The organism is Methylobacterium sp. FW306-05-D (assembly GCF_058782155.1).
Genome location: NZ_JBYSXL010000049.1, coordinates 1 through 23488 on the forward strand (window position 1 = coordinate 1; position 23488 = coordinate 23488).

Sequence of the window (23488 nt, forward strand, 5' to 3'; positions counted from 1 at the left end):
ATCCCCGCTTCGGCCCCGACCCCGATGCGCTTCACCCGGTGCCGGACCACCCGCGCGTCACCTTCCTGCGCAACCTGAACCTGCCATCCAACGTCGAGATCGGCGCCTACACTTATTACGACGACCCCGCCGGACCGGAGGCCTTCCTCGACAACATCCTCTACCACTTCGCCTTCCTCGGCATCCTCTACCACTTCGCCTTCCTCGGCGACCGGCTGCGCATCGGGCGCTTCTGCGCCATCGCGGCGGGCACCCGCTTTCTCATGAACGGCGGCAACCACCGTCTGGACGCGCCCTCCACCTACCCATTCGCCATCTTCGGCGGCGCCTGGGCGGGCCGCTTCCCCGAGGAGACGGCCTTCCCGAATCGCGGCGACACGGTGATCGGCAACGACGTCTGGCTCGCCCACGATGCGACGATCCTGCCCGGCGTCACCATCGGCGACGGCGCCGTGGTGGCGGCCAAGGCGGTCGTCACCCGCGACGTGCCGCCCTACGCGATCGTGGCCGGCAATCCGGCGGTCGTGGTGCGGATGCGGGTGCCGCCGGAGGTGGCGGAGCGGTTGCTGGCCCTGGCGTGGTGGGATTGGACGCCTGAGCGGATCACGCGCTGCCTGCCGGCGATCAGCGGCGGGGATGTGGCGGCGCTGGAGCAGGAATTTGCGAACGCGACGCACGCCTTCGACGATCACGTCGATCGGGCGGCGACGAGCGAGCGAGGCTGATCGGACAGTCTCCGGTCAGCCGTCGATGCCGCAGTTTCAAAGGTTGTCGACTTCAGAGGTGGTCTTCCAGGGGGAACGCGCTTCGCTCCCAGATTGTCTCAAGCCGCAAGGTCGTGATGTTCTCGAGTTCCCACCGATGCAGGAGTGACGCGAGCCCCTGGCGATCCCGCGTAATCAGAGGTTCGTCGAGTTCGCACAATCGACTGGCGCGGCGTTCCAGGGGCGTTTCGGGATGTTCCACGAGCCAGGAGAGGTAGTCCTGCCGCACGCTGATCCAATGTGCTCGGGCCTGTCCGATATATCCGAGCCCGAGTTCAGCGAACATCGTCCAGTCCCGAATGTTCTGGGAAGTTTGTCTGAATTTGAGGTGGAGAAAGGCCACGCATTTCTCCATCGTGTCGAGCGAACGCAGCAGGCGCAGGGTCGACCCGATCTGATACACGAAATCTTCGGGAACTGTCGGGTCTTCGTAATTCCAGTAAGTCCGGCCCCAATTCATGTATTCGAATTCGCCGCGTCGCGTGAGTGACTTCTGCATCGGATGGTAGTCGACCCATCGGACAATGCTCGACCGCTCGATGGGATGGGTAATCCAATCCGGGTACTCGACCGGATGGGCGAACGGAACGAAGAGACATGGAATTTTCCATGTCAGTCTGAAGCAATAATCCGCGTCCATTTGGATCAAGATGCATCGACCGAAGTGGTGAGCAGGTTTTATCCAGATGCAATTGTCGATCATGACAAGATCAGGATTCTGATCCAGCAGGGGTTTGGTTAAATGCGCGATGCGCTGACTGGAGTCCATGGTTTATCCATTCCCGAGCGCGATACAGCCTTCGCGGCTTGCTGTCTTGTAATCAAAGACTGAGAGATGAATTTCTAATCTTCGAACGGAAAAGCGGTGGGTGCCCAGAACTTCTCGATACCAATGGAATGGGCATTCTCCGACTCCCAGCGCTTCAACAAAGTCGCTAGGCCCGCCTTGTCCTGTTTCATCAAAGGCTCGTCGAGTTCGGACCAGCGATGTTCGATCCGCTCGAAGAACGACATCGGTCCGTCTGGCGGCCTCGGACGATGTCGCTGACGGACATCCAGCCACGTTTCTCTTGCGGCGTCGAGATCGCCCGCCGCGAGATCCAGCATCATCGGCCAGTGCTCGATCTGAATTATTCGGTTGATGCTGTAGAAACGTGAGAATGCAATGCATTTCTCCAGCGTGTCCAAAGACCTCATCAGGCGAAGTGCCCCGTCGACTTGCAAAATTAGATCGTCCTGGAGGGAATCGTCTTCATATTCCCAGAGTCCGTCTCCGAGGCTAAAGTAGTTCGGTAGGGTTCTATAGGGGTTGGGTCGACGCCCGGAAATTCCGTCGTCCGATCCTCTGATGCTCGACCGCCCTATCCCCTGATCGAAAACTCCGGGGTTGGGGCCGATCCAAAGCGCGGGCGTGAACAATGGCGACAGATGCCAAGACAAAAGGAAGTATCGACTTTTCCCTCTCCGAAAATGGATATGCCGTCCGAACTTGTGAATCGGGCACAGCCAGAGCGTATCCTTTCCGACGAGAACGAGGTCGGGATTTTGCTTCAGGAGCGGCCTGACGAGGCGCTTAACTTTGGCCGCCGAGCTCACTGGTACACCAACCCTTTCTTTTCCGGGATGTGCGGCTTGACCTGTATGAGGACGATGCCCTGTGCGGAGGGATAAAACAATCTTGCAACCTGAGCGAGTTGTAAAGCTCGGGTCGCGGTCATCTCGGCGCCGCCGGTCTTATAGTCGTATACGCACACCATATTTCGCGGTGTCCGTTCAAAAAGATCCAGACGCAAGGTGCCTGGGCTACCATAGCGCGCTTCCTTATCGGTGCCATCGAGCGATAGCTCCGCTCTCATGTCGGGGTCTTTCGGAGTTCCATAGTATGCGGCGAGGCCACCATGAAGGGCATTTCCGAACTGCTGAGGTGTGAGCTTCGGAAAGCGCGCTTTGATCTCCGCGGCCATCTCGTTTGTTTTCCGTTGTACTTCTTCGCTGCGTGGACAAGCCACGGAAAGGTCGCTTTCGCTCAAGCGACCAACCCAAGGGGTCGGTAAGCTGACCTCGTCTTCGGAATCGAACTTGTAGCCTTGAGCGGTCATCCCGAACGCGGTCCCGAAGCCGTCCTTGCGCGAACGGAGAACGACGAACAGGAATGCTGCAGCTTCCATCGTCGCTGCGACGGCCGGTGCAACGACGAAGGGAACGGCTGGCAGGAAAGCCGGCTGGATCGTCGCTTCCGCGGCGATCCCGGATGGCGAGAACGTCGTCCGCGACAGCACCGCTCCGGTCTGACCGTCGCGAATCGTCTGCGTCTCGCCGGAATTCTCGAAGATCCGACGCTCGCCGTCGGGCGTGACAACGGTGTGCTGTTCCTCCCAGTCTCCGCGTCCGGACCGGACGCGGAGGGTGAGAACCTCCCCGCCGTCCAGAAGGGTGCGTTGCGGAGCTCCCGATCCCGGCTCGCCCGCGTCGAGGGACGCCCAGCGTCCGCCCCCGCGCGGCAACCGGTCGATCGGGCTGCCGCCCGCGCCGCCGCCGTCCGACACCCACTGTCCACCGTCACTCTGACCCGCGGGTGCCCGAGGCTGATCGGCGCTGTATTTCAGGCTCAAGGACCGGCGCAGGCGGACGAGTTTTGTCTCCGTGCGCAGAACTGCGAGGAGAAGGCGCAGGTCACGTGCCTCGGCGGCGTTTCCGGACAGGCCCCGACGCTGGATCTCGGACATCGCCACCACCTATGTTCATGGTATGTTCTATGAACAAGTAGGCGATTCTAGGAGAATATTCAAGGAAAATAGTCTCGTGTCGGATTCGCGCGACGGCGGCGCTCCCGGCGCACGCCTCGGGAATAGGAGCCGTCCATTCCGGTTTCGGAACGCTCGCGCCTGGCCGAGGCGTACCGCAAGACTTGCACCGTCACGCCGGACCGCACGGTGGAGCTCGGCATCCAGACACCCAGGTCTCGGTCGAGGCGGCTTCGTCGTCGGGCCTGGATGGGACGTTTGCCGCGCCCCCCTAGGGGCCGGGCGCGCCTCCGGCGCTCCAGGATGACGACGCGGTTTCAGGGGGGGCGGCGCCGCCCTCGCCGGTGCCCTTCGTGGAAGGAGCCCTACGCCCCACCACGCCGCTTCCGAGTCCAAAAGAAACGCCGCCCCGCGAGCGGGACGGCGTCGAAAAAAGCCAGTTCCGGTCCCCGAGTTTGGGAACCGGCGATGATGCCGAGCCTCAGGCCGCCTGCTGTCGCTTCAACAGCTTCCGGTTCACCAGCATCTCGGCGATCTGCACGGTGTTCAGCGCCGCGCCCTTGCGCAGGTTGTCGGCCACGCACCAGAAGTTCAGGCCGTTCTCCACCGTGGCGTCCTCGCGGATGCGGGAGACGTACGTGGCGTCCTCGCCGGCGGCCTCGTGCGGGGTCATGTAGCCGCCGGGCTCGCGCTTATCGACCACCATGAGGCCGGGGGCCGAGCGCAGGATCTGGGTGGCCTGCTCGGCCGAGATCGGACGCTCGAACTCCACGTTCACGGCTTCCGCGTGGCCGATGAAGACCGGCACGCGCACGGCGGTAGCCGTGAGCTTGATCTTGGGGTCGAGCATCTTCTTGGTCTCGGCGACCATCTTCCACTCTTCCTTGGTGTAGCCATCCTCCATGAACACGTCGATGTGCGGGATGACGTTGAAGGCGATGCGCTTCGAGAACTTCTCCGCCTTGATCTCGCCGGCGGTGAAGACCGAACGGGTCTGCTGGAAGAGCTCGTCCATGGCGTCCTTGCCGGCGCCGGAGACCGACTGGTAGGTCGCCACCACCACGCGCTTGATCGTGGCCGCGTCGTGGAGCGGCTTCAGCGCGACCACGAGCTGCGCCGTTGAGCAGTTCGGGTTGGCGATGATGTTGAGCTTGGAGAAACCGTGGATGGCGTCCGGGTTCACTTCCGGAACGATCAGCGGCACGTCCTGATGGTAGCGGAAGGCCGAGGAATTATCGATCACGACGCAGCCGGACTGGCCGATGCGCGGCGACCATTCCTTCGAGGTCTCTCCGCCGGCGGACATCAGGCAGATGTCGGTGTCGGAAAAATCGTAGGAATCGAGCGCCTTCACCTTCAGGATCTTGTCGCCGAAGGACACCTCCTGGCCGGCCGACCGGCGCGAGGCGATCGCCACCACCTCGTCAGCCGGAAAGGCGCGCTCGGACAGGATGTCCAGCATCTCGCGGCCCACATTGCCCGTGGCACCCACGACGGCGACCTTGTAACCCATGGTTCTTCACTCCGCTCTGCGTGGGCGCCGGGGGCCGGCGCGGCGCCACCGGTCTGGCGAGCCGCAGCGTCCGGTCCGGCGCCGTTCTCAAGCCTCCCTGCCGTGCGCCGAGCCGCCCGGGCGGCCGGCGGCCCGCCGGCCGCGAAGGTTCGCGGCCCGATTCCGGTCCGCACCGTCTGGCGCCCGCCGCATCGCAGCATGAGTCGCCAAGCGCGGGAGCAAGACGCCTCGCTCCCGCCGCTGTCAAGGGTCGCGCGCCTCGATCACGCCACCAGGGCGGCCGGGGCGGAGCCAAGGGTGTCCCGCGCCTCCGCCAGGATCGCGTAGGAGCGCCGCCGCGCCGCCTGGTCGTGGATCGCCGCCGCGACCATGATCTCGTCGGCGCCGGTCTCCCGGATCAGGTCGGCGAGTCCCCGCCGCACGGTGTCGGGCGAACCGACGAGGGCGCGCGCCAGCATCCGCGAGGCCTGCGCCTTCTCGTGCGGGGCCCAGTAGCTCTCGATGTCGTCGATCGGCGGACGCAGGAGACCGCGCGTGCCGCGCACGAGGTTGGTGAATTGCTGCTGGGCCGAGGTGAACAGACGACGTGCCTCGGCGTCGGTCTCGGCCGCGACCACGTTGACGCCGATCATCGCGTGCGGTCGGCTCAGCTGCGCCGAGGGCTGGAAGCGCTCGCGGTAGATGGCGAGGGCCGGCAGGAGCTGGTCGGTAGCGAAGTGCGAGGCGAAGGCGTAGGGGAGCCCCAGCATCGCGGCGAGCTGGGCGCCGTAGGTGCTCGAGCCGAGAATCCAGAGCGGCACCTTCAATCCGGTTCCGGGAACCGCCTGGACCGCCTGCCCGGGCTGCGGATCGCCGAGGAGCGCCTGCAACTCCAGCACGTCCTGCGGAAAGGTGTCGGCGGCATCGGGCGAACGCCGCAGCGCCCGGGTGGTGCGTGGATCGGTGCCGGGCGCGCGCCCGAGGCCGAGGTCGATTCGACCGGGAAACAGGGTCTCCAGCGTGCCGAACTGCTCGGCGACCACCAGGGGCGCGTGGTTCGGCAGCATGATGCCGCCCGCGCCGACGCGGATCGTGCGGGTGCCGGCCGCCACGTGCCCGATCACGACGGCGGTCGCCGCGCTGGCGACGCCGATCATGTTGTGATGCTCGGCCAGCCAGAATCGACGGTAGCCGTGCTCCTCCGCGTGGCGGGCGAGGTCCAGGCTGTTGCGCAGGGCTTCAGCGGGTGTCGCGCCCTCGGGCACGAAGGCGAGGTCGAGGACGGAGAGGGGGATCATGGCTTCCTAATCTGTATCTCGCGGTGCTGCCCCGGGGCTTCAGATCGCGACGGGCACGGCCCACTGCAAGCCGGGGCCGGCATGTGCTGTCCGCATGGGCCGATACCAACGATTCACCCTGTCACCCGAAAGCCGACCCCATCGTGGCCTCGGAAACCCGGGCTTGGAGGGGTGCGGAGCAGGATCGCGTCGGACGGCGCAGGGCCGCCGGAGAACCCCGGAACGCGATGCGAACGGTATGCGAGCAGGACGACATCGGTGCGGGCATCGAGGATGCGCATCGGACGCGGCGGTCGACCTGGCCTCTGGTTCGCCCCCTGAAGATTCTGGCGGCCGGAACGGTGGTCGCGGGTCTCAGCCTCGCAGCGTGGAGCGGAGCATCCGCACCGGCCGTGCCGCCGGCGGAGGTCTCGAGCGGTGCCGCCTACGGACCGGCCTCGGCGCAGACGGTCAGGCCGGCCCTGCCCCTCGCCCAGACGGCGTCGCGATTCCGCCTCGACGATCCCGAGGCGATCGAGGCTCCGCGCGCGGAGTCCGCCCGCCGCAATCCGACCAGCAGGCAGCGGGAAGACATCCTGGTCCAGGGTGGCTTCGACACCATCGAGGCGCCCTACCTGCGCCTCGTCCTGACCGAGACCTCCAAGTCCGAGGCGAGCCCCGGCCTGTTCGTCACCCTGGCCCGGCGGGCCGCGGACGGTCAGGCCCTGGCCGTGATCCGCACCGGCGAGCGGGGCACGATCGAGACGAAGTTCGGCCCGATGGAGACCCTGGAGGTGACTCTGGGCGGCGAGGGCAAGCGGATCTGCACCGGTTTCGCCAGCCTGACCCGCGGGACGCTTCGCCTCGACGGCTGGCTCTGCGCCCCCCTCGGTCAGGCGCCGGAGCCGCGCGCCGTGACGTGCCTCCTCGACAAGGTCGCGTTGAACGGCCAAGCTTGGCCGGAGATATCGGCTGCCTTCGCGGCGATCGAGAGCCGGCGCGATCCGGGCTGCGGGGCCCGGGCGGCGGTGCCGACGCGGGATATCGGCGGCGAGACCGGATCGCTTCCGGACCGGGGCACACGAAAAAATGAGGCCAAACTGCGGCGATCTCACGAAGCGCGGCCATAATCCGGGAACCTCGACCGCGCTGGCACGTCTTTATCTCATACGGAGGCCTCAGTTTCTTAAGGAAGCCCGGCCTACAGTCCCACAGCTTCAACGAAGGTGCGTCATGCGCTCTGTCTCGATTGCCCTGATGGGTGCCCTCACGCTCGCAGCCGTCGGCGCGAACACCGCCGCCGAGGCCCAGGGGCGCTACGCGCCGGCCGGTTACCGCGTCAGCCAGCCGCTGCCGATCCGCATCCGTCCTCGCAGCTGGCTGGATGCCGGCAACGTGGTCGAGGCGAACAATGGTTCGGTCAGCAACCCGGCCACCAATCCGCAGTTCATCACCGCGAGCTACCTGAACTCGCCCCCCTACGGCCGCAACGATCGCTTCGGCGGAGGCATCCTGCCCGATCCGATCACCAACGGCCCGTTCATCGGCGCCCGCTCCAGCGCGATCCGCAACGTCGACTTCTCGGCCGTCGATGCGATCGACCCGACGTCGTACGTGTCGCGCTTCGGCAACCCCTACTAAATCCGGCACCAACGGCCGGACACGCGACGGGCCCCTCACGGGGCCCGTTTTCGTTTGGTCTTTCGTCGAGTCGGAGGTTGCGAGCCCTCTCAGCCAACGGCGTGCCGCAGCTCGCGGATGATCGCGTCGCCCATCTCGGCGGTGCTGACCGGCGTGACGCCCTCAGCGGCGATGTCGCGGGTGCGCGCACCGGAGGCGAGCGTGCGGGTCACGGCCGCGTCCAGCAGGTCGGCCGCCTCGCCGAGACCGAAGGAGTAGCGCAGGCACATGGCGAGCGAGCCGATCATGGCGATCGGGTTCGCGTATCCCTTGCCGGCGATGTCCGGCGCCGAACCGTGGACGGGCTCGTAGAGGGCCTTGCGGCTACCCTTGGCATCGACGGCACCCAGCGAGGCGGAGGGGAGCATGCCGAGGGAGCCGGTGAGCATCGCCGCGACGTCCGAGAGCACGTCGCCGAACAGGTTGTCGGTGACGAGGACGTCGTACTGCTTCGGGCGGCGGACCAGCTGCATGGCGCAGTTGTCGGCGAGAACGTGCTCGAGGCTGACGTCGCTGTACTCGGCATGGACCCGGGTCACGACCTCCTTCCAGAGGACGCCCGACTTCATCACGTTGTGCTTCTCGGCCGAGGCGACGCGGCCCGAGCGCTTGCGCGCCAGGTCGAAGGCGACGTGGGCGATCCGCTCGATCTCGCCCGTGGTGTAGACCTGCGTGTCGACGGCGCGCTTCGAGCCGTCGGGCAGGGTCGTGATCTCCTTCGGCTCGCCAAAATAGACGCCGCCGGTGAGTTCGCGCACGATCATGATGTCGAGGCCCTCGACCAGCTCGCGCTTCAGGGCGGAGGCCTCGGCCAGCGCCGGGTAGCAGATCGCCGGGCGCAGGTTGGCGAAGAGGCCGAGGTCCTTGCGCAGACGCAGGAGGCCCGCCTCGGGCCGGATCTCGTAGGCGACATCCGTCCATTTCGGTCCGCCGACCGCGCCCAGCAGGATGGCGTCGGCGGCATCGGCTCGGGCCAGGGCCTCGTCGGTGAGCGGCTTCCCATGGGCGTCGATGGCGCTGCCGCCGACGAGGTCGCGCTCGATCTCGAAGTGGGCCAGACCCAGCGCGTCCAGGGCGCCGATCACCTTCTCGACTTCCGCCATCACCTCGGGGCCGATGCCGTCGCCGGGAAGGAGGAGGAGCTTGTAGGAGGTCATGGGATCAACTCGCGATGGATATTCGAAGGACGGGGGCGGTCAGACCGCCGTCGGATCTGGCGTCAGACCTTGCGGGCCACCGTGAACCGCGCCGCCTGGCGCAGCGTCTCGGCCCTGTCGCCCCAGGATGACACGGCCTCCTCGCAGACGCCGACGAGGCGGTCGCACTCGGCGCGGGCGCCGTCGAGGCCGAGACGGTCGACGAGGGTCGCCTTGCCGGCCTCCTTGTCCTTCCCGGTGGCCTTGCCCATGGCCTCGGACGAGGCCTCGCGGTCGAGGATGTCGTCGGCGATCTGGAAGGCCTGGCCGAGGGCATGGCCGTAGCGCAGCAGCGCCTTGCGCTGGTCCGGCGTCGCGCCGCCGACGATCGCGCCAGCTTCCACCGAGAAAGCCAGGATCGCGCCAGTCTTCATCGCCTGGAGCTGCAGCGTGTCGTCGACGTCCAGGGAGACGGGGCCGAAGCGCCCTTCCGCCCCGAGGTCGAGGAGCTGGCCGCCCACCATGCCGCCGAGGCCCGAGGCCTTGGCGAGGCCGAGCACGAGGTCGGCGCGCACCGACGGGTCGGGCTGCCAGGTGGAATCGGCCAGGATCTCGAAGGCCAGGGTCTGGAGGGCGTCGCCCACCAGGATCGCGGTGGCCTCGTCATAGGCCTTGTGCACGGTGGGTTTGCCGCGGCGCATGTCGTCGTCGTCCATCGCCGGCATGTCGTCGTGGACGAGGGAGTAGCAGTGCACCAGCTCGATCGCGGAGCCGGCCGCGAGGGCGCCGGTCTCGGAGCCGCCGAGCATCCGGGCGGTCTCGATGGCGAGGAAGGGACGCAGGCGCTTGCCGCCGCCGAGGACGGCGTGGCGCATCGCCTCCATCAGGCGCACCGGCCGGGTAATCTCGCCGGCCTGCGTCTCGGGGCTCAGGCGCTCCGCGAGATAGGCCTCGACCGTGTCCGCGACCGCGGCAAGCCTGTGGGAAAACGCATCGACCGGGGCATCCGCCTTGACCGAAGCGTGGGATCCTTGCGTTGAGGTCATGTTCGGTCGGGCCTTCGGTCAGACGGTGTCGTGTCGTGGGCGGGGGGAGGTTCGAATTCAGGAGCGGGAGGAGAGCGCGGAGCGGCCGTTGCGGCAGGTTTCGGCGCGCCCGATGCCGACACGTGAGGCATCCGGCCGGCGGCGGAGCAGAGGCTTGCGGCGGATCGTCAATCTCATCCTGCTCCTCCCCGTCATCGGCCTCGTCCTCTTATTGTCGCTCGCGCTCGTCTATAGTGCGCTGACCCCGCCCTCAACCCTGATGCTGGGACGATGGTTGACGCTGAAGCCCGTCGACCGGCAGGCGGTCGGCCTCGACGCGATCTCGCCTTACCTCGTCCAGGCGGTCGTCGCCTCGGAGGACCAGCGCTACTGCCTGCACGACGGTGTGGATTGGGGCGCCCTGCGCGACGTGGTCGACGACGAGGAGGGCCCCAGCCGGGGCGCCTCGACGATCTCGATGCAGACCGTCAAGAACGTGTTCCTTTGGCCGGGCCGCTCGGTGATCCGCAAGGCCCTGGAGATTCCTCTCGCCCTGATGGCCGACACGCTGTGGGGCAAACCGCGCACCATGGAGATCTATCTCAACATCGCCGAGTGGGGGGAAGGGGTGTTCGGCGCCGAGGCCGCGGCGCAGCGCTGGTTCGGCAAACCGGCCCGCGCCCTGACCCGCGGCGAGGCGGCCCTGCTCGCCGCCGTGCTGCCGAACCCGATCCTGCGCAATCCGGCCCTGCCGTCGCGCGGCGTGCGCGCTCAGGCCGCCCGAATCCAGGGGCGGATGAACGGCGTCTCCGGCCTGATGGGCTGCCTGAAACGGTAGCCCGGCGCGACGGGATCGGCTACCTGCCGCCTCAGATCTGCCGACGATCCCGATTTCCCGGCGACCAGGGCGGGCCTGCGTGCGGCCCCACGGGCGAAAGACCGACGATGACCCAGCCGACCTTCGAACTGACCCTGGAGCGCATCGCGCTGATTCGCCGGATGGTAGTGGCCTGGAATCCCGAGGGTGTCGGCGCGCCCATCGTCCATCCCGATGCGCCCTACGGCAGCACCGACCGCGACGGCGACATCTTCAACGTCACCGGCGACGACGACGGGGCCGACGCGGAGCATCGGGCTCTGGGCGAGGCGCTTGCCGTGTTCACCGCCAACGCCGTCCTGAAGCCGGGGCGCTACGCCTACCACAACACACTGGCCAAGCTCGCCTCCGACGATGTCGGCGACGTCTTCCGCGACGAGGCTACCGGCGAGACGCCCGAGCACGTCACCTTCGACGTCACGGCTGAGCAGGTCGCCCGCGTCCGGGCCCTGGCCATCCGCTGGGACGCCGCCCGCGACGTACCGGCCGTGGACACGGACGTGCCCTACGGCCCGGGCGCCGCTCTGCCGGCCGAGCACCGCGAGATGCAGCCGGTGCTGCAGATCTTTCTCCGGTACGCCGATCTCGGGCCGGGCGACTTCACCCGTACCGATGCCGGCTGGCGACCAGCCTGACGCGCGTCCCTCCGCGTCTCGAACGACGCAGGGGCGAACAGGTCGGCCCGCAGGAACGTTGCCGAGGTGGAACAAGCCGAGGACCATGACGGATGCTGCAACGCTGGCCGAGCCGGATCTGGATCGTCCGACACGGCGAGAGCGCAGGCAACGTCGCGCGCGACGCCGCCCATGAGGCCGGGCTCGAGCGCATCGACATCGCCGAGCGCGACGTCGACGTTCCGCTGAGTGATCGCGGCCGGCAGCAGGCCGAGGCGCTGGGACGCTGGTTTGCCCAGATGCCGGAGACCGAGCGCCCGAACGTGGTGCTGACCTCACCTTATCGCCGGGCCCAGCAGACCGTCGCGGGCATCCGTCAAGCCGGGGGCGTCGCATCGAATGCGCCCGAGGACTACGTCGACGAGCGTTTGCGCGAGAAGGAACTCGGCCTCCTCGACCGCCTGACCCGGTCGGGCATCGAGGCGCTCCACCCGGACCAAGCCGAATTGCGGGCCCGCCTGGGCAAGTTCTACTACCGGCCGACCTGCGGCGAGAGTTGGTGCGACGTCATCCTGCGCCTGCGCAGCGCGATGGACACGGTCTCCCTGCACCATGGCGAGAAGCGCGTCCTGATCGTTGCCCATCAGGTCGTCGTGCTCTGCCTGCGCTACCTCATCGAGAACCTCAGCGAGGCCGAGATCCTCGGCATCGACGCCGAGGGCGACGTCCTGAACTGCTCGGTCACCGAGTACGCGTTCCGGCCCGAGGCGGGGTCCACGGGGCACCTCCAGCTCGCGCGCTACAATTTCGTCGCCCCGGTGCAGCGGGCGGGAGCTCCCGTCACCGCCGAGCCCTCGCTGACGGAAGACGTGCGATGAGCGGGATCGAACTCGACGCGGCGTGCTTGCGGGCCCGCCCGCTCCCGACCCCGGAGGCCGGCAGCAAGGACGACCGCGGCAGCGTGCTCGTCCTCGGGGGCTGCGCGGAGGTCCCGGGCGCCGTCTTCCTCGCCGGTGTCGCGGCCCTGCGGGCGGGCGCGGGCAAGCTCAAGATCGCTTCCGTCCAGTCCGTTGCGGTGGCGATGGCCCTGGCCGTCCCGGAGGCCATGGTGATCGGCCTGCCCGAGACCGACGCGGGCGAGATCGAGGCCGACGCGGCGGCACCTCGCATCGCCGAGGCGGCCCGGCGCTGCGATGCCGTGCTGCTCGGACCCGGCATGAACACCTGCGACATCACCACGGCGCTGGTCAGCGCGCTCCTCGCCGAGCAGAACGCGACCGCCTACGTCCTCGACGCCGGCGCGATCTGCGGTCTCGCTGCCCACGCGGAGACCGTCCGTACCCTCGAGTCGCCTCCGGTGCTGACGCCGCATGCCGGCGAGATGGCGCAGCTCCTCGACTGGGAGCGCGAGGCGGTCGAGGCCGAGCCGCTGAAGGCGGGGCTGCGTGCCGCCGAGATGCTGCGGGCCGTGGTGATCATGAAGGGGGCCGAAAGCTGGGTCGTCGCTCCCGACGGCACGCACTGGCACTACGGCGGCGGCGGCGTCGGCCTCGCCACCTCCGGCTCGGGGGATGCCCTCGCGGGTCTCGTCACCGGCATCCTCGCCCGGGGCGCCGATCCGGTGACGGCCGCCCTCTGGGGGGTCTACCTCCACGGCGAGGCGGGCGCCCGGCTCGCGCGATCGATGGGGCCCGTAGGATTTCTCGCCCGGGAGATTTCGGGCGAGGTTCCGCGGATCCTGCGGGAATTCTCAGAGAGCCCGGCCGGGTAGACGGACTCCCCCGGGGGGGGAAGGGGATCTCGCCGGCCCGGTTCGCCCTCAGGCGCCGAGCTTCTTCTTGCGCTGGGCCAGGGTGCGCAGGCGCAGGGCGTTCAGCTTGATGAAGCCGGCCGCGTCGCGGTGGTCGTAGGCGACCGCACCCTCCTCGAAGGTCACGAGGTCCTGGTCGTAGAGCGAGTTCGGGCTGGTACGGCCAATAACGTGGACGCCACCCTTGTAGAGCTTCAGCCGAACCTCGCCGGTGACCATCTCCTGGCTCTTGTCGATCAGGGCCTGCAGCATCTCGCGCTCGGGCGAGAACCAGAAGCCGTTGTAGATCAGCTCCGCGTATTGCGGCATCAGCTGATCCTTGAGGTGCGCGGCACCCCGGTCGAGCGTGATCGACTCGATGGCGCGGTGAGCGGGCAGCAGGATCGTGCCGCCGGGCGTCTCGTACATGCCGCGGCTCTTCATGCCGACGAAGCGGTTCTCCACGAGGTCGAGGCGGCCGATGCCGTTGTCGTGGCCGAGCTGGTTGAGCTTGGCGAGGAGGCTCGCCGGGGACAGGCGCTCGCCGTCGATCGAGACCGCGTCGCCCTTCTCGAAGCCGATGGTGATCACGGTCGGCGTGTCGGGCGCCTCCTCCGGCGAGCGGGTGCGCGAGTAGACGTAGTCCGGCACCTCGTCGGCGGGGTCCTCCAGCACCTTGCCCTCCGAGGAGGCGTGCAGGAGGTTGGCGTCCACGGAGAACGGGCTCTCGCCACGCTTGTCCTTCGAGATCGGGATCTGGTGCTGCTCGGCGAAGGCGATCAGCTGCTCGCGGCTCTTCAGGTCCCACTCGCGCCAGGGAGCGATGACCGTGACGTCGGGCTTCAGGGCATAGTAGCCGAGCTCGAACCGGACCTGATCGTTGCCCTTGCCGGTGGCGCCGTGACAGACGGCGTCGGCCCCGAGCTTCTCGGCGATCTCGATCTGCTTCTTGGCGATCAGCGGCCGGGCGATGGAGGTGCCCAGCAGGTAGACGCCCTCGTAGACGGCGTTGGCGCGGAACATCGGGAACACGTAGTCCCGCACGAATTCCTCGCGCAGGTCCTCGATGAAGATGTTCTCGGGCTTGATGCCGAGCAGTTCGGCTTTTCTGCGCGCTGGCTCCAGCTCCTCGCCCTGGCCGAGATCGGCCGTGAAGGTGATGACCTCGCAGCCATAGGTGGTCTGCAGCCACTTCAGGATGATCGAGGTGTCGAGGCCGCCGGAATAGGCGAGCACGACCTTGTTGACGGGCTTCGGGTTCGCGTCGGTCATGGGCTCGCTTCCGGTTCGGGCTTCGTGCGCGTCGGCGTCGTCAGAATGCGGCGGCTTATCAGCGGAGCGCGGGGCCGTGCAACCGCCATGCCGCCGGATGCGTTCGCTCAGCGTGGCCGTGGTCGTGAAGTGCCTTGTCGCCGGCCCCGCGGCGGGTGACACTCGCCGCCTTCCTCGATCCCGGAGATTCGACGCATGCCGCGCAGGCCGACCCTCGAATTCTGGTACGAGTTCGCATCGACCTATTCCTACCTTTCTGCGATGCGGATCGAGGCCCTGGCGGCGGCGGCCGGCGTCGAGATCCGCTGGCGCCCCTTCCTCGTCGGGCCGATCTTCGCCGCGCAGGGCTGGAATTCCTCGCCGTTCAACCTCTACGCCGCCAAGGGCCGCCACATGTGGCGCGATGTCGAGCGCGAGGCCGCCCGCCTCGGGCTGCCGCCGCTGACACGTCCCGATCCCTTCCCGCAGAACAGCCTCAGCGCCACCCGGGCGGCGACCTACGGCATGGACCACGACTGGCTCGTGCCGTTCTCGAAGGCCGTCTACGAGGCGGAGTTCGCCCGCGGCCAGTCGATCGCCGAGCCACCGGCCGTGGTATCGGTCCTCAACGGTCTCGGCCTCGACGGCACGATCATCCTGAAGCAGGCGGCGGCCGAGACCAACAAGGGTCGCCTGCGCGTCAACGGGGAGGAGGCGCGCTCGCGCGGCATCTTCGGGGCGCCGACCTTCCTCGCCGACGACGGCGAGCTGTTCTGGGGCAACGACCGCCTGGAGCAGGCCCTCGCCTGGGCGGTGGGCGACCGGCCCGGCGTGATGCGCTGAGGCGCAACCCTGGCGGTCCGGGCCGGGCGGGTCTAGAAGCCGGGCCGTTCCGACGCTTGCCGTCTTCACGCTTCCAGGGCCACCCCATGAGCTTCGCGTTACCGGGCCTCGACCGCCGACGCTTCCTCTTCGCCTCCGCCGGGCTCGGCGCCGGCCTCGGGACTGTCGGGGCCGCCCTCGCTCAAGGCTACGGCCAGGCCTTCAAGGTGGACAACGACGACGGCCGCCCGGTCGCCAACATGCGTCTGCCCGGCGAGATCGTCGGCGAGATCCCGGCCCTTCGGGGCGTGACCTATGTCGGGCCGGCCGAGGCCGAGACGACCCTGTACGAGTTCTTCGACTATAATTGTCCGTATTGCCGGAAGGCCGCGGCCGACATGGTCTCGCTGAGCGAGAGCGATCCGTCGCTGCGAATCGGCCTGATCAACAACCCGATCCTGGCGGTGCAGTCGGCACAGGCCGCCAAGGTCGCCCTGGCGATCCAGCGCCGGCTCGGCTCGGCCGCGGCCTGGAGCCTGTACCGGACCCTGCTCGCCAAGCCCGGCAAGATCGACGGGCCCGGGGCCCTCCAGGCCGCGGCGAAGCTCGGCGTGCCGGCGGCCGAGATCGAGAGCATCGCCGACAGCGAGGAGGTCCGCCTCGCCCTCAAGGCGCAGATGCGCATGGCCGCCGATCTCGGCCTCAGCGCGACCCCCTCCTACGTTCTCGGCAACACCGGACTCCTCGGTCATCCCGGGCCGAAGGCGCTCGCCCGCATGGTCGCCGCCACGCGCCGCTGCGACCGGATCGCCTGCTGAGGCGGTGGCCTCACCTTCGCCACCGTTTGCCCGCATCGGAACCCGGTTCGGCATCTCGCGTTGCACAACGACCCGGCGCAGGTGCCCTCGTCTTGCGCCCCCCGGAGACGCATGCTAGGCCCTCGCCGCGCCGGAAGGGCGGGCTTTTCATGGCCCGCGCAGACCGGCACGTTCCCAATCCTGACGGTTTCGTAAGCCTGCGCCGAACACGGTGCGACACGGCCGGAGCCCTCAGGCAGGATTGAAGAGAGAGCGGCGCGTGGCGCAGAACGGTTCCGAGGCGGGTTCCCCGGTTGCAGGCGTAGCGGCGCGCTACGCCTCGGCCTTGTTTGAACTGGCGCGCGACGAGCGCGACATCGATGGCGTCGCGGCGAGCCTCGACCAGTTCGACGCGATGCTCAAGGACAGCGCGGATCTGCGGCGCTTCGTGCGCAGCCCGGTCTTCTCGGGCGCAGAGCAGGAGGCCGCCATCGTGGCCCTCCTGGAGAAGGCCGGCATCGGCGGCCTCGGCGGCAATTTCATCCGCCTCGCGGCGGCCAACCGCCGCCTGTTCGCGCTTCCCGACATGATCCGCGGCTTCCGCACCCTGGTGCGCGAGTCGAAGGGCATCGTCCGGGCCGAGGTGACCGTCGCCGAGCGTCCCTCGGACGCCGTCATCGAAGAGATCAAGGCCTCCCTGCGCGATGTCGCGAAGTCGGAGATCGACCTCGATCTCCGGATCGATCCCAGCCTGATCGGCGGCCTCGTGGTCAAGATCGGCAGCCGCATGGTGGACGCCTCCCTGCGCACCAAGCTCAACGGCATTCGCCTCGCGATGCGGGAAGCCCGGTAAGGGCCCTCAAGGCCCGATCGCTCCCCGTTCCCAACCCCATTCAATCAATCAACGACAAGAGGCCCGACGATGGACATCCGCGCCGCCGAGATCTCCGCGATCCTGAAGGATCAGATCAAGAACTTCGGCCAGGAAGCCGAAGTCACCGAGGTCGGTCAGGTCCTGTCCGTGGGTGACGGCATCGCCCGCGCCTACGGCCTCGACAGCGTTCAGGCCGGCGAGATGGTTGAGTTCGAGTCGGGCGTGCGCGGCATGGCCCTCAACCTCGAGCAGGACAACGTCGGCATCGTGATCTTCGGGTCCGACCGCGACATCAAGGAAGGCCAGACCGTCAAGCGCACCGGCGCCATCGTGGACGTTCCGGTCGGCAAGGCTCTGCTCGGCCGCGTCGTCGACGCCCTGGGCAATCCAATTGACGGCAAGGGTCCCATCGCCACCACCGAGCGTCGCCGCGTCGACGTGAAGGCCCCGGGCATCATCCCGCGCAAGTCGGTGCACGAGCCGATGGCCACCGGCCTCAAGGCCATCGACGCCCTGATCCCCGTCGGCCGCGGCCAGCGTGAGCTCATCATCGGCGATCGCCAGACCGGCAAGACCGCTATCGCCCTCGACACGATCCTGAACCAGAAGCCGGCCCATGCCGGCACCGACGAGAACGCCAAGCTCTACTGCGTCTACGTCGCCATCGGTCAGAAGCGCTCCACCGTCGCCCAGTTCGTGAAGTCCCTCGAGGACAACGGCGCGCTCGAGTACTCGATCGTCATCGCCGCCACCGCGTCGGACGCCGCGCCGATGCAGTTCATCGCGCCCTTCGCCGGCTGCGCCATGGGCGAGTACTTCCGCGACAACGGTATGCACGCCGTGATCGTGTACGACGATCTCTCCAAGCAGGCCGTGGCCTACCGCCAGATGTCGCTGCTGCTGCGCCGCCCGCCGGGCCGCGAGGCCTACCCGGGCGACGTGTTCTACCTACACTCGCGCCTGCTCGAGCGCGCCGCCAAGATGGGCGACGCCGCCGGCAACGGCTCGCTGACCGCGCTGCCGGTCATCGAGACCCAGGCCAACGACGTCTCGGCCTACATCCCCACCAACGTGATCTCGATCACCGACGGCCAGATCTTCCTCGAGACCGACCTGTTCTACCAGGGCATCCGCCCGGCGGTGAACGTCGGCCTCTCGGTCTCCCGCGTGGGCTCCTCGGCCCAGACGAAGGCGATGAAGAAGGTCGCCGGTAAGATCAAGGGCGAGCTCGCGCAGTACCGCGAGATGGCCGCCTTCGCGCAGTTCGGCTCCGATCTCGACGCGTCGACCCAGAAGCTCCTGAACCGCGGTTCGCGCCTGACCGAGCTCCTGAAGCAGCCGCAGTTCTCGCCGCTGAAGATGGAAGAGCAGGTCGCGGTGATCTATGCCGGCGTGAACGGCTACCTCGACACCCTGCCGCTGAACAAGGTCCGTTCCTTCGAGGACGCCCTTCTCTCGGCCCTGCGCACCAAGCACGCCGATCTGCTCACCAAGATCCGCGACTCGAAGGACCTGTCCGACGACAGCGCCAAGACGCTGAAGGGCGTCGTCGAGAGCGTCGCCAAGTCCCTGGCGTAAGGCATCGACGGCACGACCGGCCGCCCGCGGGTGGCCGGACCTCAATGAGAGCAGGCGCCCGGATCGTCCGGGCGCCTCGCCTTGAGCGGCAGCGGATGGATCTGGAAGTCACCCCATGGCGAGTTTGAAGGATCTGCGGAACCGCATCACCTCGGTGAAGGGCACGCAGAAGATCACCAAGGCGATGCAGATGGTCGCCGCCGCCAAGCTGCGGCGCGCCCAGATGGCCGCCGAGAGCGCGCGTCCCTACGCCGAGAAGATGTCCCAGGTGCTCGGCAACCTCGCGGCCAATCTCGTCGGCGGCGTGCAGGGTCCCCGGCTCCTCTCCGGAACGGGCTCCGAGAAGACCCACCTCCTCATCGTCTGCACTGCCGATCGCGGCCTGTGCGGCGGCTTCAACTCGTCGATCGCCCGTCTCGCCCGCGAGCATGCCCGTAAGCTGACGGCCGAGGGCAAGACGGTGAAGATGATCACCGTCGGCAAGAAGGGCTACGACCTGCTCCGTCGCCAGTTCCGCGACGAGATCATCGAGAACCGCGACCTGCGCGGCAACAAGGCGGTCGATTACGAGTTCGCCGCCGAGATCGCCGACAGCATCATCGCCCGCTTCGACGCCGGTGAGTTCGACGTCGCGACCCTGTTCTACTCGCGCTTCCGCTCCGTGATCTCCCAGATCCCGACGGCGCAGAAGCTCATCCCGGCCGAGCTGCCGGAGACCGGCGCCACGGCTCCCGACGCCGCCCTCCAGTTCGAGCCGAGCGAGGAGGCGATCCTCGACACGCTGCTCCCGCGCAACCTCACCGTTCAGGTGTTCCGTGCGCTCCTGGAGAACGCCGCCTCCGAGCAGGGCGCCCGTACCGGCGCCATGGACTCCGCCACGCGCAACGCGGGCGAGATGATCAAGAAGCAGACGCAGATCTACAACCGGACGCGTCAGGCCATGATCACCAAGGAACTCATCGAGATCATCTCGGGCGCCGAAGCGCTCTGAGCGCACCCGACGCCCTGACCGCAACGTATCCAAAGGACCCGTAACATGGCGAACACCGCTCTCCCCGGCGCCGGCTCGAACAAGGTCGGCAAGATCACCCAGGTCATCGGCCCCGTGGTCGACGTACACTTCGACGGCCACCTGCCCGAGATCCTGAACGCCCTGGAGACCAAGAACAACGGCAGCCGCCTCGTTCTCGAAGTCGCCATGCAGCTCGGCGAGAGTACCGTGCGCTGCATCGCCATGGACACCTCGGAAGGCCTGGTCCGCGGCCAGGAGGTCACCGATACCGGCGAGGCCATCAAGGTCCCGGTCGGCTTCAACACCCTCGGCCGCATCATGAACGTCATCGGCGAGCCGATCGACGAGGCCGGCCCGATCCAGTCGGACACCCTGCGCGCCATCCACCAGCCGGCGCCCGCCTATTCCGAGCAGTCCACCGAGTCGCAGATCCTCGTCACCGGCATCAAGGTGGTCGACCTCCTCGCCCCCTACGCCAAGGGCGGCAAGATCGGCCTGTTCGGCGGCGCCGGCGTCGGCAAGACCGTGCTGATTATGGAGCTCATCAACAACATCGCCAAGGTGCACTCCGGCTACTCGGTGTTCGCCGGCGTCGGCGAGCGCACCCGCGAGGGCAACGATCTCTACCACGAGATGATCGAGTCCAAGGTGAACATGGACCCCAAGGAGCACAACGGCTCCGCCGAGGGTTCGAAGTGCGCCCTGGTCTACGGCCAGATGAACGAGTCCCCCGGCGCCCGCTCGCGCGTCGCGCTGACCGGCCTGACCATCGCCGAGGATTTCCGCGACCAGGGCCAGGACGTGCTGTTCTTCGTGGACAACATCTTCCGCTTCACCCAGGCCGGCTCGGAAGTGTCGGCGCTTCTCGGCCGCATTCCGTCCGCGGTGGGCTACCAGCCGACGCTGGCCACCGACATGGGCGCCCTGCAGGAGCGCATCACCACCACCACCAAGGGCTCGATCACCTCGGTGCAGGCCATCTACGTGCCGGCCGACGATCTGACCGACCCGGCGCCCGCCGCCTCGTTCGCCCACCTCGACGCCACGACCGTGCTGTCGCGCTCGATCGCCGAGAAGGGCATCTACCCGGCCGTGGATCCGCTGGACTCCACCTCGCGCATGCTCAACCCCGCCGTCCTCGGCGAGGAGCACTACGAGGTCGCCCGTAAGGTCCAGCAGACGCTGCAGCGCTACAAGGCCCTGCAGGACATCATCGCGATCCTGGGCATGGACGAGCTCTCGGAAGAGGACAAGCTCACCGTCGCCCGCGCCCGCAAGATCGAGCGCTTCTTCTCGCAGCCCTTCTCGGTGGCCGAGATCTTCACCGGCTCGCCGGGCATCCAGGTCCCGCTGGCCGACACGATCAAGGGCTTCAAGGGCCTCGTGAACGGCGAGTACGACGACCTGCCGGAGGCGGCGTTCTACATGGTCGGCACGATCGAGGACGCCAAGGAGAAGGCGAAGAAGATCGCCGCGGCGGCCTGAGGCCTTGAACGCGAAGATCATCCTCCTCCTCGTCGGTCTCGTGGTCGGCGGTCTCGCCGGGTATCTCACCCGGCCCGAGGCCGCCGAGATCAAGATCGGCTCGTTCAGCCTCGAGGTTCAGGGGGATTCGCCAGCGGGAACCCGCGGCGGCTCCCTGACCACGGGCCAGATGCAGCATATCGGCATTTTCGCCGTCATCGGCGCGGTGCTGGGCCTCGGGATCGGCTTCGTCGCCGATCGCCGCCGGGCCTGACGACGAACACGACGGCGCGCGCCTTCCGGGTCCGGCGCGCCGTCACCCCGTACAGACACCCCGAGCCGGGATCCTCGACCTCATGGACACCTTCCAGTTCGATTTCGTCGGCCCCGAGCGGACGCTGTATTCCGGTCAGATCGAGGCCGTGCAGCTGCCCGGCATCGAGGGCGAGATGACCGTTCTCCCCGGCCACGCCCCCGTGCTCACGGCCCTCAAGGTCGGCGTCATCGTGATCAACGAGGCCGGCCATACCGGCAAGCGCGTCCTGGTCCGCGGCGGATTCGCCGATATCGGTCCGACCTCCGTGACCGTAATCGCCGAGCGTGCGAACCCCTTCGAGGAGATCTCGCCGGAATCCCTCGACCGCGACATCGAGGCCATCGAGATGCTGCGCGACGCCACCGAGGACTTCGCCAAGAAGGACGAGCTCACCGGCCAGATCGTCCAGCTCCGCGACGCGAAGGTCGCGCTCAACTTCTGAGCCGGTCGACGTCGGGACCCGGAGCGGTCGCGCGCTCGAGCAGGGTCTCGCGTGCGGCCGAACCTTCCGGGCAGCCGAGATCCAGCCACAGGGCTCGCGCTCGGGCGAGCCGGCGGCCGATCTCGGGGCCGGGTCGAACGCCCTGCGCCACCAGGTCGGCTCCCGCGAGGGGAAACTTCGGCGCCGTCACACGGCCGCTCACGAGATCGTCGAGATAGGCCCCGGCCTCCGGTGTGACGACCGGATTCGGTTCTCCCCGTGTCGCCCCGTATGCCAGTCCCAGGGCGGCCCGATCGTGGCTTGCCGCCAGCCGGCGCATCTCGGTGGCGTCGATCGCGCCGCGTCCGTGCAGGGCTCCGAGAGCCCGCCCATAGGCCGCCAGCGCCGCGTATTCGGCTTTCGAGAGCCGCAGGCCGGCCTCCAGACGCCCGGCATCGACGTCGGACCACACCGCCAGCGCGGCCAAGCGCTCGATCGCCGACGTTCCGGTGCCCGGGGTGACGACGCGGATGAAGCGGCCGAGATCGCCGAGGCCGCCGATCAACCGCATCAGCAGCCCGGTCTCGCTCAGGGTCTCGACGGCAGCGGGCGCGCCCGGGGCCGCCAGCAGCTTGACGAATTCCGCTCGGATGCGCTCGCGCGAGAGGCTGTCCAGGGCGTCTCGCGCGGCGATGCAGGCCGACAGGCCCTCCGGGTCGGGAGGCCCGGCTCCGTAGCGGGCGTGAAACCGGAAGAACCGCAGGATGCGCAGGGCGTCCTCGCGAATGCGCGGCCGGGCCTCGCCGATGAAGCGCACCCGGCCGGCCTTCAGGTCCTCGATTCCGCCGGTGGTGTCGTGAAGCGTGCCATCCGGGGTGAGCGAGAGCGCGTTGATGGTGAAGTCCCGGCGCTGCGCATCGAGGGCGAAGTCGCGGCCGAACCGCACGACGGCATGGCGGCCGTCGGTCTCCACATCCTCCCGCAGGGTCGTGACCTCGAAGGTGGCCTTCCCCGCGAGCAGCGTGACGGTGCCGTGCTCGATTCCCGTCGGGACGGCGCGCAGGCCGGCTGCCTCGGCCCGGGCGATCACCGCGTCGGGCAGCAGGGTCGTGGTCAGGTCGATGTCGTCGCCGGCACGTCCGAGCAGGGCGTCGCGTACGCAGCCGCCCACGAGGCGGGTCGCCTCGCCCTCGGATTCCAGGGCGGCGAGCACCCGTCGGACCCCAGGCCTCTCGAGGAGACGGGCGAGGCCCGCCGCGTCGAGGTCGTGCCCGCTCACTGGAATCGCCCGGGCACGACCTGCCCGTTCTCCAGGTGGGGCGGCACGTAGCCGCCGCGATGGCGTTCGCTGAAGAGTCCCGTCGCCACCAGGGACAGGATGACCAGGGCGAGGCCCGCGAGGGTCAGGCGGAAGGCCTGCCCGTCCCAGTGCACGCGCTGGTCGGGCCGGTGCCCGCGGATCGCGAGGTAGACCGCGAAGAGCAGGAACGGGGAGAGGAAGATTAGGAGTTCTTCGAGGACGCGGCGGATCATGTCTGGCTCGGGCGGCGGGGGG

General features: G+C 68.2%; 25 protein-coding genes. 15 read left to right on the plus strand and 10 right to left on the minus strand.

Going from position 1 to position 23488, the window contains the following annotated elements; translation table 11 throughout:
* Window positions 1–725, plus strand: a 725-nt coding sequence (locus AC3WLN_RS16205) for a CatB-related O-acetyltransferase (RefSeq protein ID WP_492482900.1), incomplete at its 5' end; no start/stop codon positions are given.
* A gap of 52 nt (window positions 726–777) precedes the next feature.
* On the opposite strand, the gene AC3WLN_RS16210 is transcribed toward AC3WLN_RS16205, so the two are convergent.
* The 5 genes from AC3WLN_RS16210 to AC3WLN_RS16230 form a co-directional block, all read right to left on the minus strand.
* Window positions 778–1533, minus strand: a complete 756-nt coding sequence (locus AC3WLN_RS16210; protein ID WP_492482902.1) for a hypothetical protein — start codon at window positions 1531–1533, stop codon at window positions 778–780.
* Window positions 1534–1607: 74 nt separating this feature from the next.
* Window positions 1608–2360 carry a hypothetical protein gene (locus AC3WLN_RS16215; protein ID WP_492482904.1) on the minus strand — a complete coding sequence of 251 codons (753 nt, stop codon included), beginning with the start codon at window positions 2358–2360 and terminating at the stop codon, window positions 1608–1610.
* The gene (locus tag AC3WLN_RS16220) at window positions 2357–3490 is read right to left on the minus strand and encodes a hypothetical protein (protein ID WP_492482906.1); all 1134 of its coding nucleotides are present in this window, start codon (window positions 3488–3490) and stop codon (window positions 2357–2359) included. The genes AC3WLN_RS16215 and AC3WLN_RS16220 overlap by 4 nt, the downstream gene beginning before the upstream one ends.
* A gap of 499 nt (window positions 3491–3989) precedes the next feature.
* Window positions 3990–5021: an aspartate-semialdehyde dehydrogenase gene (locus AC3WLN_RS16225; RefSeq protein ID WP_492482908.1), complete on the minus strand. Its 1032-nt coding sequence runs from the start codon at window positions 5019–5021 to the stop codon at window positions 3990–3992.
* A 263-nt stretch (window positions 5022–5284) separates the two neighbouring features.
* Window positions 5285–6298, minus strand: coding sequence for an LLM class flavin-dependent oxidoreductase (locus tag AC3WLN_RS16230; protein WP_492482910.1), 1014 nt, complete (start codon window positions 6296–6298; stop codon window positions 5285–5287).
* Between the two features lie 227 nt (window positions 6299–6525).
* Here AC3WLN_RS16230 and AC3WLN_RS16235 point away from each other — a divergent pair, with 227 nt between their 5' ends.
* Together AC3WLN_RS16235 and AC3WLN_RS16240 are read left to right on the plus strand one after the other, a co-directional pair.
* Window positions 6526–7407 carry a hypothetical protein gene (locus tag AC3WLN_RS16235; RefSeq protein ID WP_492482912.1) on the plus strand — a complete coding sequence of 294 codons (882 nt, stop codon included), beginning with the start codon at window positions 6526–6528 and terminating at the stop codon, window positions 7405–7407.
* Window positions 7408–7510: 103 nt separating this feature from the next.
* The gene (locus AC3WLN_RS16240) at window positions 7511–7918 is read left to right on the plus strand and encodes a hypothetical protein (protein WP_056466896.1); all 408 of its coding nucleotides are present in this window, start codon (window positions 7511–7513) and stop codon (window positions 7916–7918) included.
* Between the two features lie 89 nt (window positions 7919–8007).
* Here AC3WLN_RS16240 and leuB read toward each other — a convergent pair whose 3' ends face one another.
* Together leuB and AC3WLN_RS16250 are read right to left on the minus strand one after the other, a co-directional pair.
* Complete coding sequence (gene leuB, locus AC3WLN_RS16245) at window positions 8008–9114, minus strand: 3-isopropylmalate dehydrogenase (RefSeq protein WP_492482914.1); 1107 nt, start codon at window positions 9112–9114, stop codon at window positions 8008–8010.
* A gap of 62 nt (window positions 9115–9176) precedes the next feature.
* Complete coding sequence (locus AC3WLN_RS16250) at window positions 9177–10139, minus strand: polyprenyl synthetase family protein (protein WP_492482916.1); 963 nt, start codon at window positions 10137–10139, stop codon at window positions 9177–9179.
* A 112-nt stretch (window positions 10140–10251) separates the two neighbouring features.
* On the opposite strand from AC3WLN_RS16250, the gene mtgA reads away from it, so the two are divergent.
* The 4 genes from mtgA (at window position 10252) to AC3WLN_RS16270 (ending at window position 13380) form a co-directional block, all read left to right on the plus strand.
* Entirely contained in the window at window positions 10252–10956 is a 705-nt protein-coding gene (gene mtgA, locus AC3WLN_RS16255) for a monofunctional biosynthetic peptidoglycan transglycosylase (protein ID WP_492482918.1), read from the plus strand.
* A 107-nt stretch (window positions 10957–11063) separates the two neighbouring features.
* Window positions 11064–11630 carry a hypothetical protein gene (locus tag AC3WLN_RS16260; protein ID WP_492482920.1) on the plus strand — a complete coding sequence of 189 codons (567 nt, stop codon included), beginning with the start codon at window positions 11064–11066 and terminating at the stop codon, window positions 11628–11630.
* A 92-nt stretch (window positions 11631–11722) separates the two neighbouring features.
* Window positions 11723–12487, plus strand: coding sequence for a histidine phosphatase family protein (locus tag AC3WLN_RS16265; RefSeq protein WP_492482922.1), 765 nt, complete (start codon window positions 11723–11725; stop codon window positions 12485–12487).
* Window positions 12484–13380, plus strand: coding sequence for an NAD(P)H-hydrate dehydratase (locus AC3WLN_RS16270; protein ID WP_492482924.1), 897 nt, complete (start codon window positions 12484–12486; stop codon window positions 13378–13380). The genes AC3WLN_RS16265 and AC3WLN_RS16270 overlap by 4 nt, the downstream gene beginning before the upstream one ends.
* A 48-nt stretch (window positions 13381–13428) precedes the next feature.
* Here AC3WLN_RS16270 and AC3WLN_RS16275 read toward each other — a convergent pair whose 3' ends face one another.
* Window positions 13429–14670 carry an argininosuccinate synthase gene (locus AC3WLN_RS16275; protein WP_463770436.1) on the minus strand — a complete coding sequence of 414 codons (1242 nt, stop codon included), beginning with the start codon at window positions 14668–14670 and terminating at the stop codon, window positions 13429–13431.
* A gap of 195 nt (window positions 14671–14865) precedes the next feature.
* Between AC3WLN_RS16275 and AC3WLN_RS16280 the strand changes: the two genes are divergently transcribed.
* The 8 genes from AC3WLN_RS16280 to atpC all read left to right on the plus strand — a co-directional run bounded on the left by AC3WLN_RS16280 (window position 14866) and on the right by atpC (window position 21954).
* Window positions 14866–15492, plus strand: a complete 627-nt coding sequence (locus AC3WLN_RS16280; protein ID WP_492482926.1) for a 2-hydroxychromene-2-carboxylate isomerase — start codon at window positions 14866–14868, stop codon at window positions 15490–15492.
* A gap of 86 nt (window positions 15493–15578) precedes the next feature.
* Window positions 15579–16289 (plus strand): DsbA family protein, encoded by a 711-nt coding sequence (locus tag AC3WLN_RS16285; protein WP_492482928.1) that lies wholly within the window; start codon window positions 15579–15581, stop codon window positions 16287–16289.
* Between the two features lie 259 nt (window positions 16290–16548).
* Window positions 16549–17121: a F0F1 ATP synthase subunit delta gene (locus AC3WLN_RS16290; protein ID WP_492482930.1), complete on the plus strand. Its 573-nt coding sequence runs from the start codon at window positions 16549–16551 to the stop codon at window positions 17119–17121.
* 69 nt (window positions 17122–17190) lie between these two features.
* Window positions 17191–18720, plus strand: a complete 1530-nt coding sequence (gene atpA, locus AC3WLN_RS16295; RefSeq protein WP_492482932.1) for a F0F1 ATP synthase subunit alpha — start codon at window positions 17191–17193, stop codon at window positions 18718–18720.
* Window positions 18721–18835: 115 nt separating this feature from the next.
* Complete coding sequence (locus AC3WLN_RS16300; RefSeq protein ID WP_463770428.1) at window positions 18836–19711, plus strand: F0F1 ATP synthase subunit gamma; 876 nt, start codon at window positions 18836–18838, stop codon at window positions 19709–19711.
* Between the two features lie 45 nt (window positions 19712–19756).
* Complete coding sequence (atpD, locus tag AC3WLN_RS16305; protein WP_463770426.1) at window positions 19757–21217, plus strand: F0F1 ATP synthase subunit beta; 1461 nt, start codon at window positions 19757–19759, stop codon at window positions 21215–21217.
* A 4-nt stretch (window positions 21218–21221) separates the two neighbouring features.
* Window positions 21222–21470 (plus strand): hypothetical protein, encoded by a 249-nt coding sequence (locus tag AC3WLN_RS16310; protein ID WP_492482935.1) that lies wholly within the window; start codon window positions 21222–21224, stop codon window positions 21468–21470.
* Between the two features lie 82 nt (window positions 21471–21552).
* Window positions 21553–21954, plus strand: coding sequence for an ATP synthase F1 subunit epsilon (atpC, locus tag AC3WLN_RS16315; protein ID WP_492482937.1), 402 nt, complete (start codon window positions 21553–21555; stop codon window positions 21952–21954).
* Here atpC and AC3WLN_RS16320 read toward each other — a convergent pair.
* Both AC3WLN_RS16320 and AC3WLN_RS16325 read right to left on the minus strand, forming a co-directional pair.
* Window positions 21944–23212: a CCA tRNA nucleotidyltransferase gene (locus AC3WLN_RS16320; RefSeq protein ID WP_492482939.1), complete on the minus strand. Its 1269-nt coding sequence runs from the start codon at window positions 23210–23212 to the stop codon at window positions 21944–21946. The genes atpC and AC3WLN_RS16320 overlap by 11 nt on opposite strands.
* Window positions 23209–23466, minus strand: a complete 258-nt coding sequence (locus AC3WLN_RS16325; protein WP_492482941.1) for a DUF6111 family protein — start codon at window positions 23464–23466, stop codon at window positions 23209–23211. Before AC3WLN_RS16325 ends, AC3WLN_RS16320 begins: the two co-directional genes overlap by 4 nt.
* Between the last annotated feature and the right edge of the window lie 22 nt (window positions 23467–23488).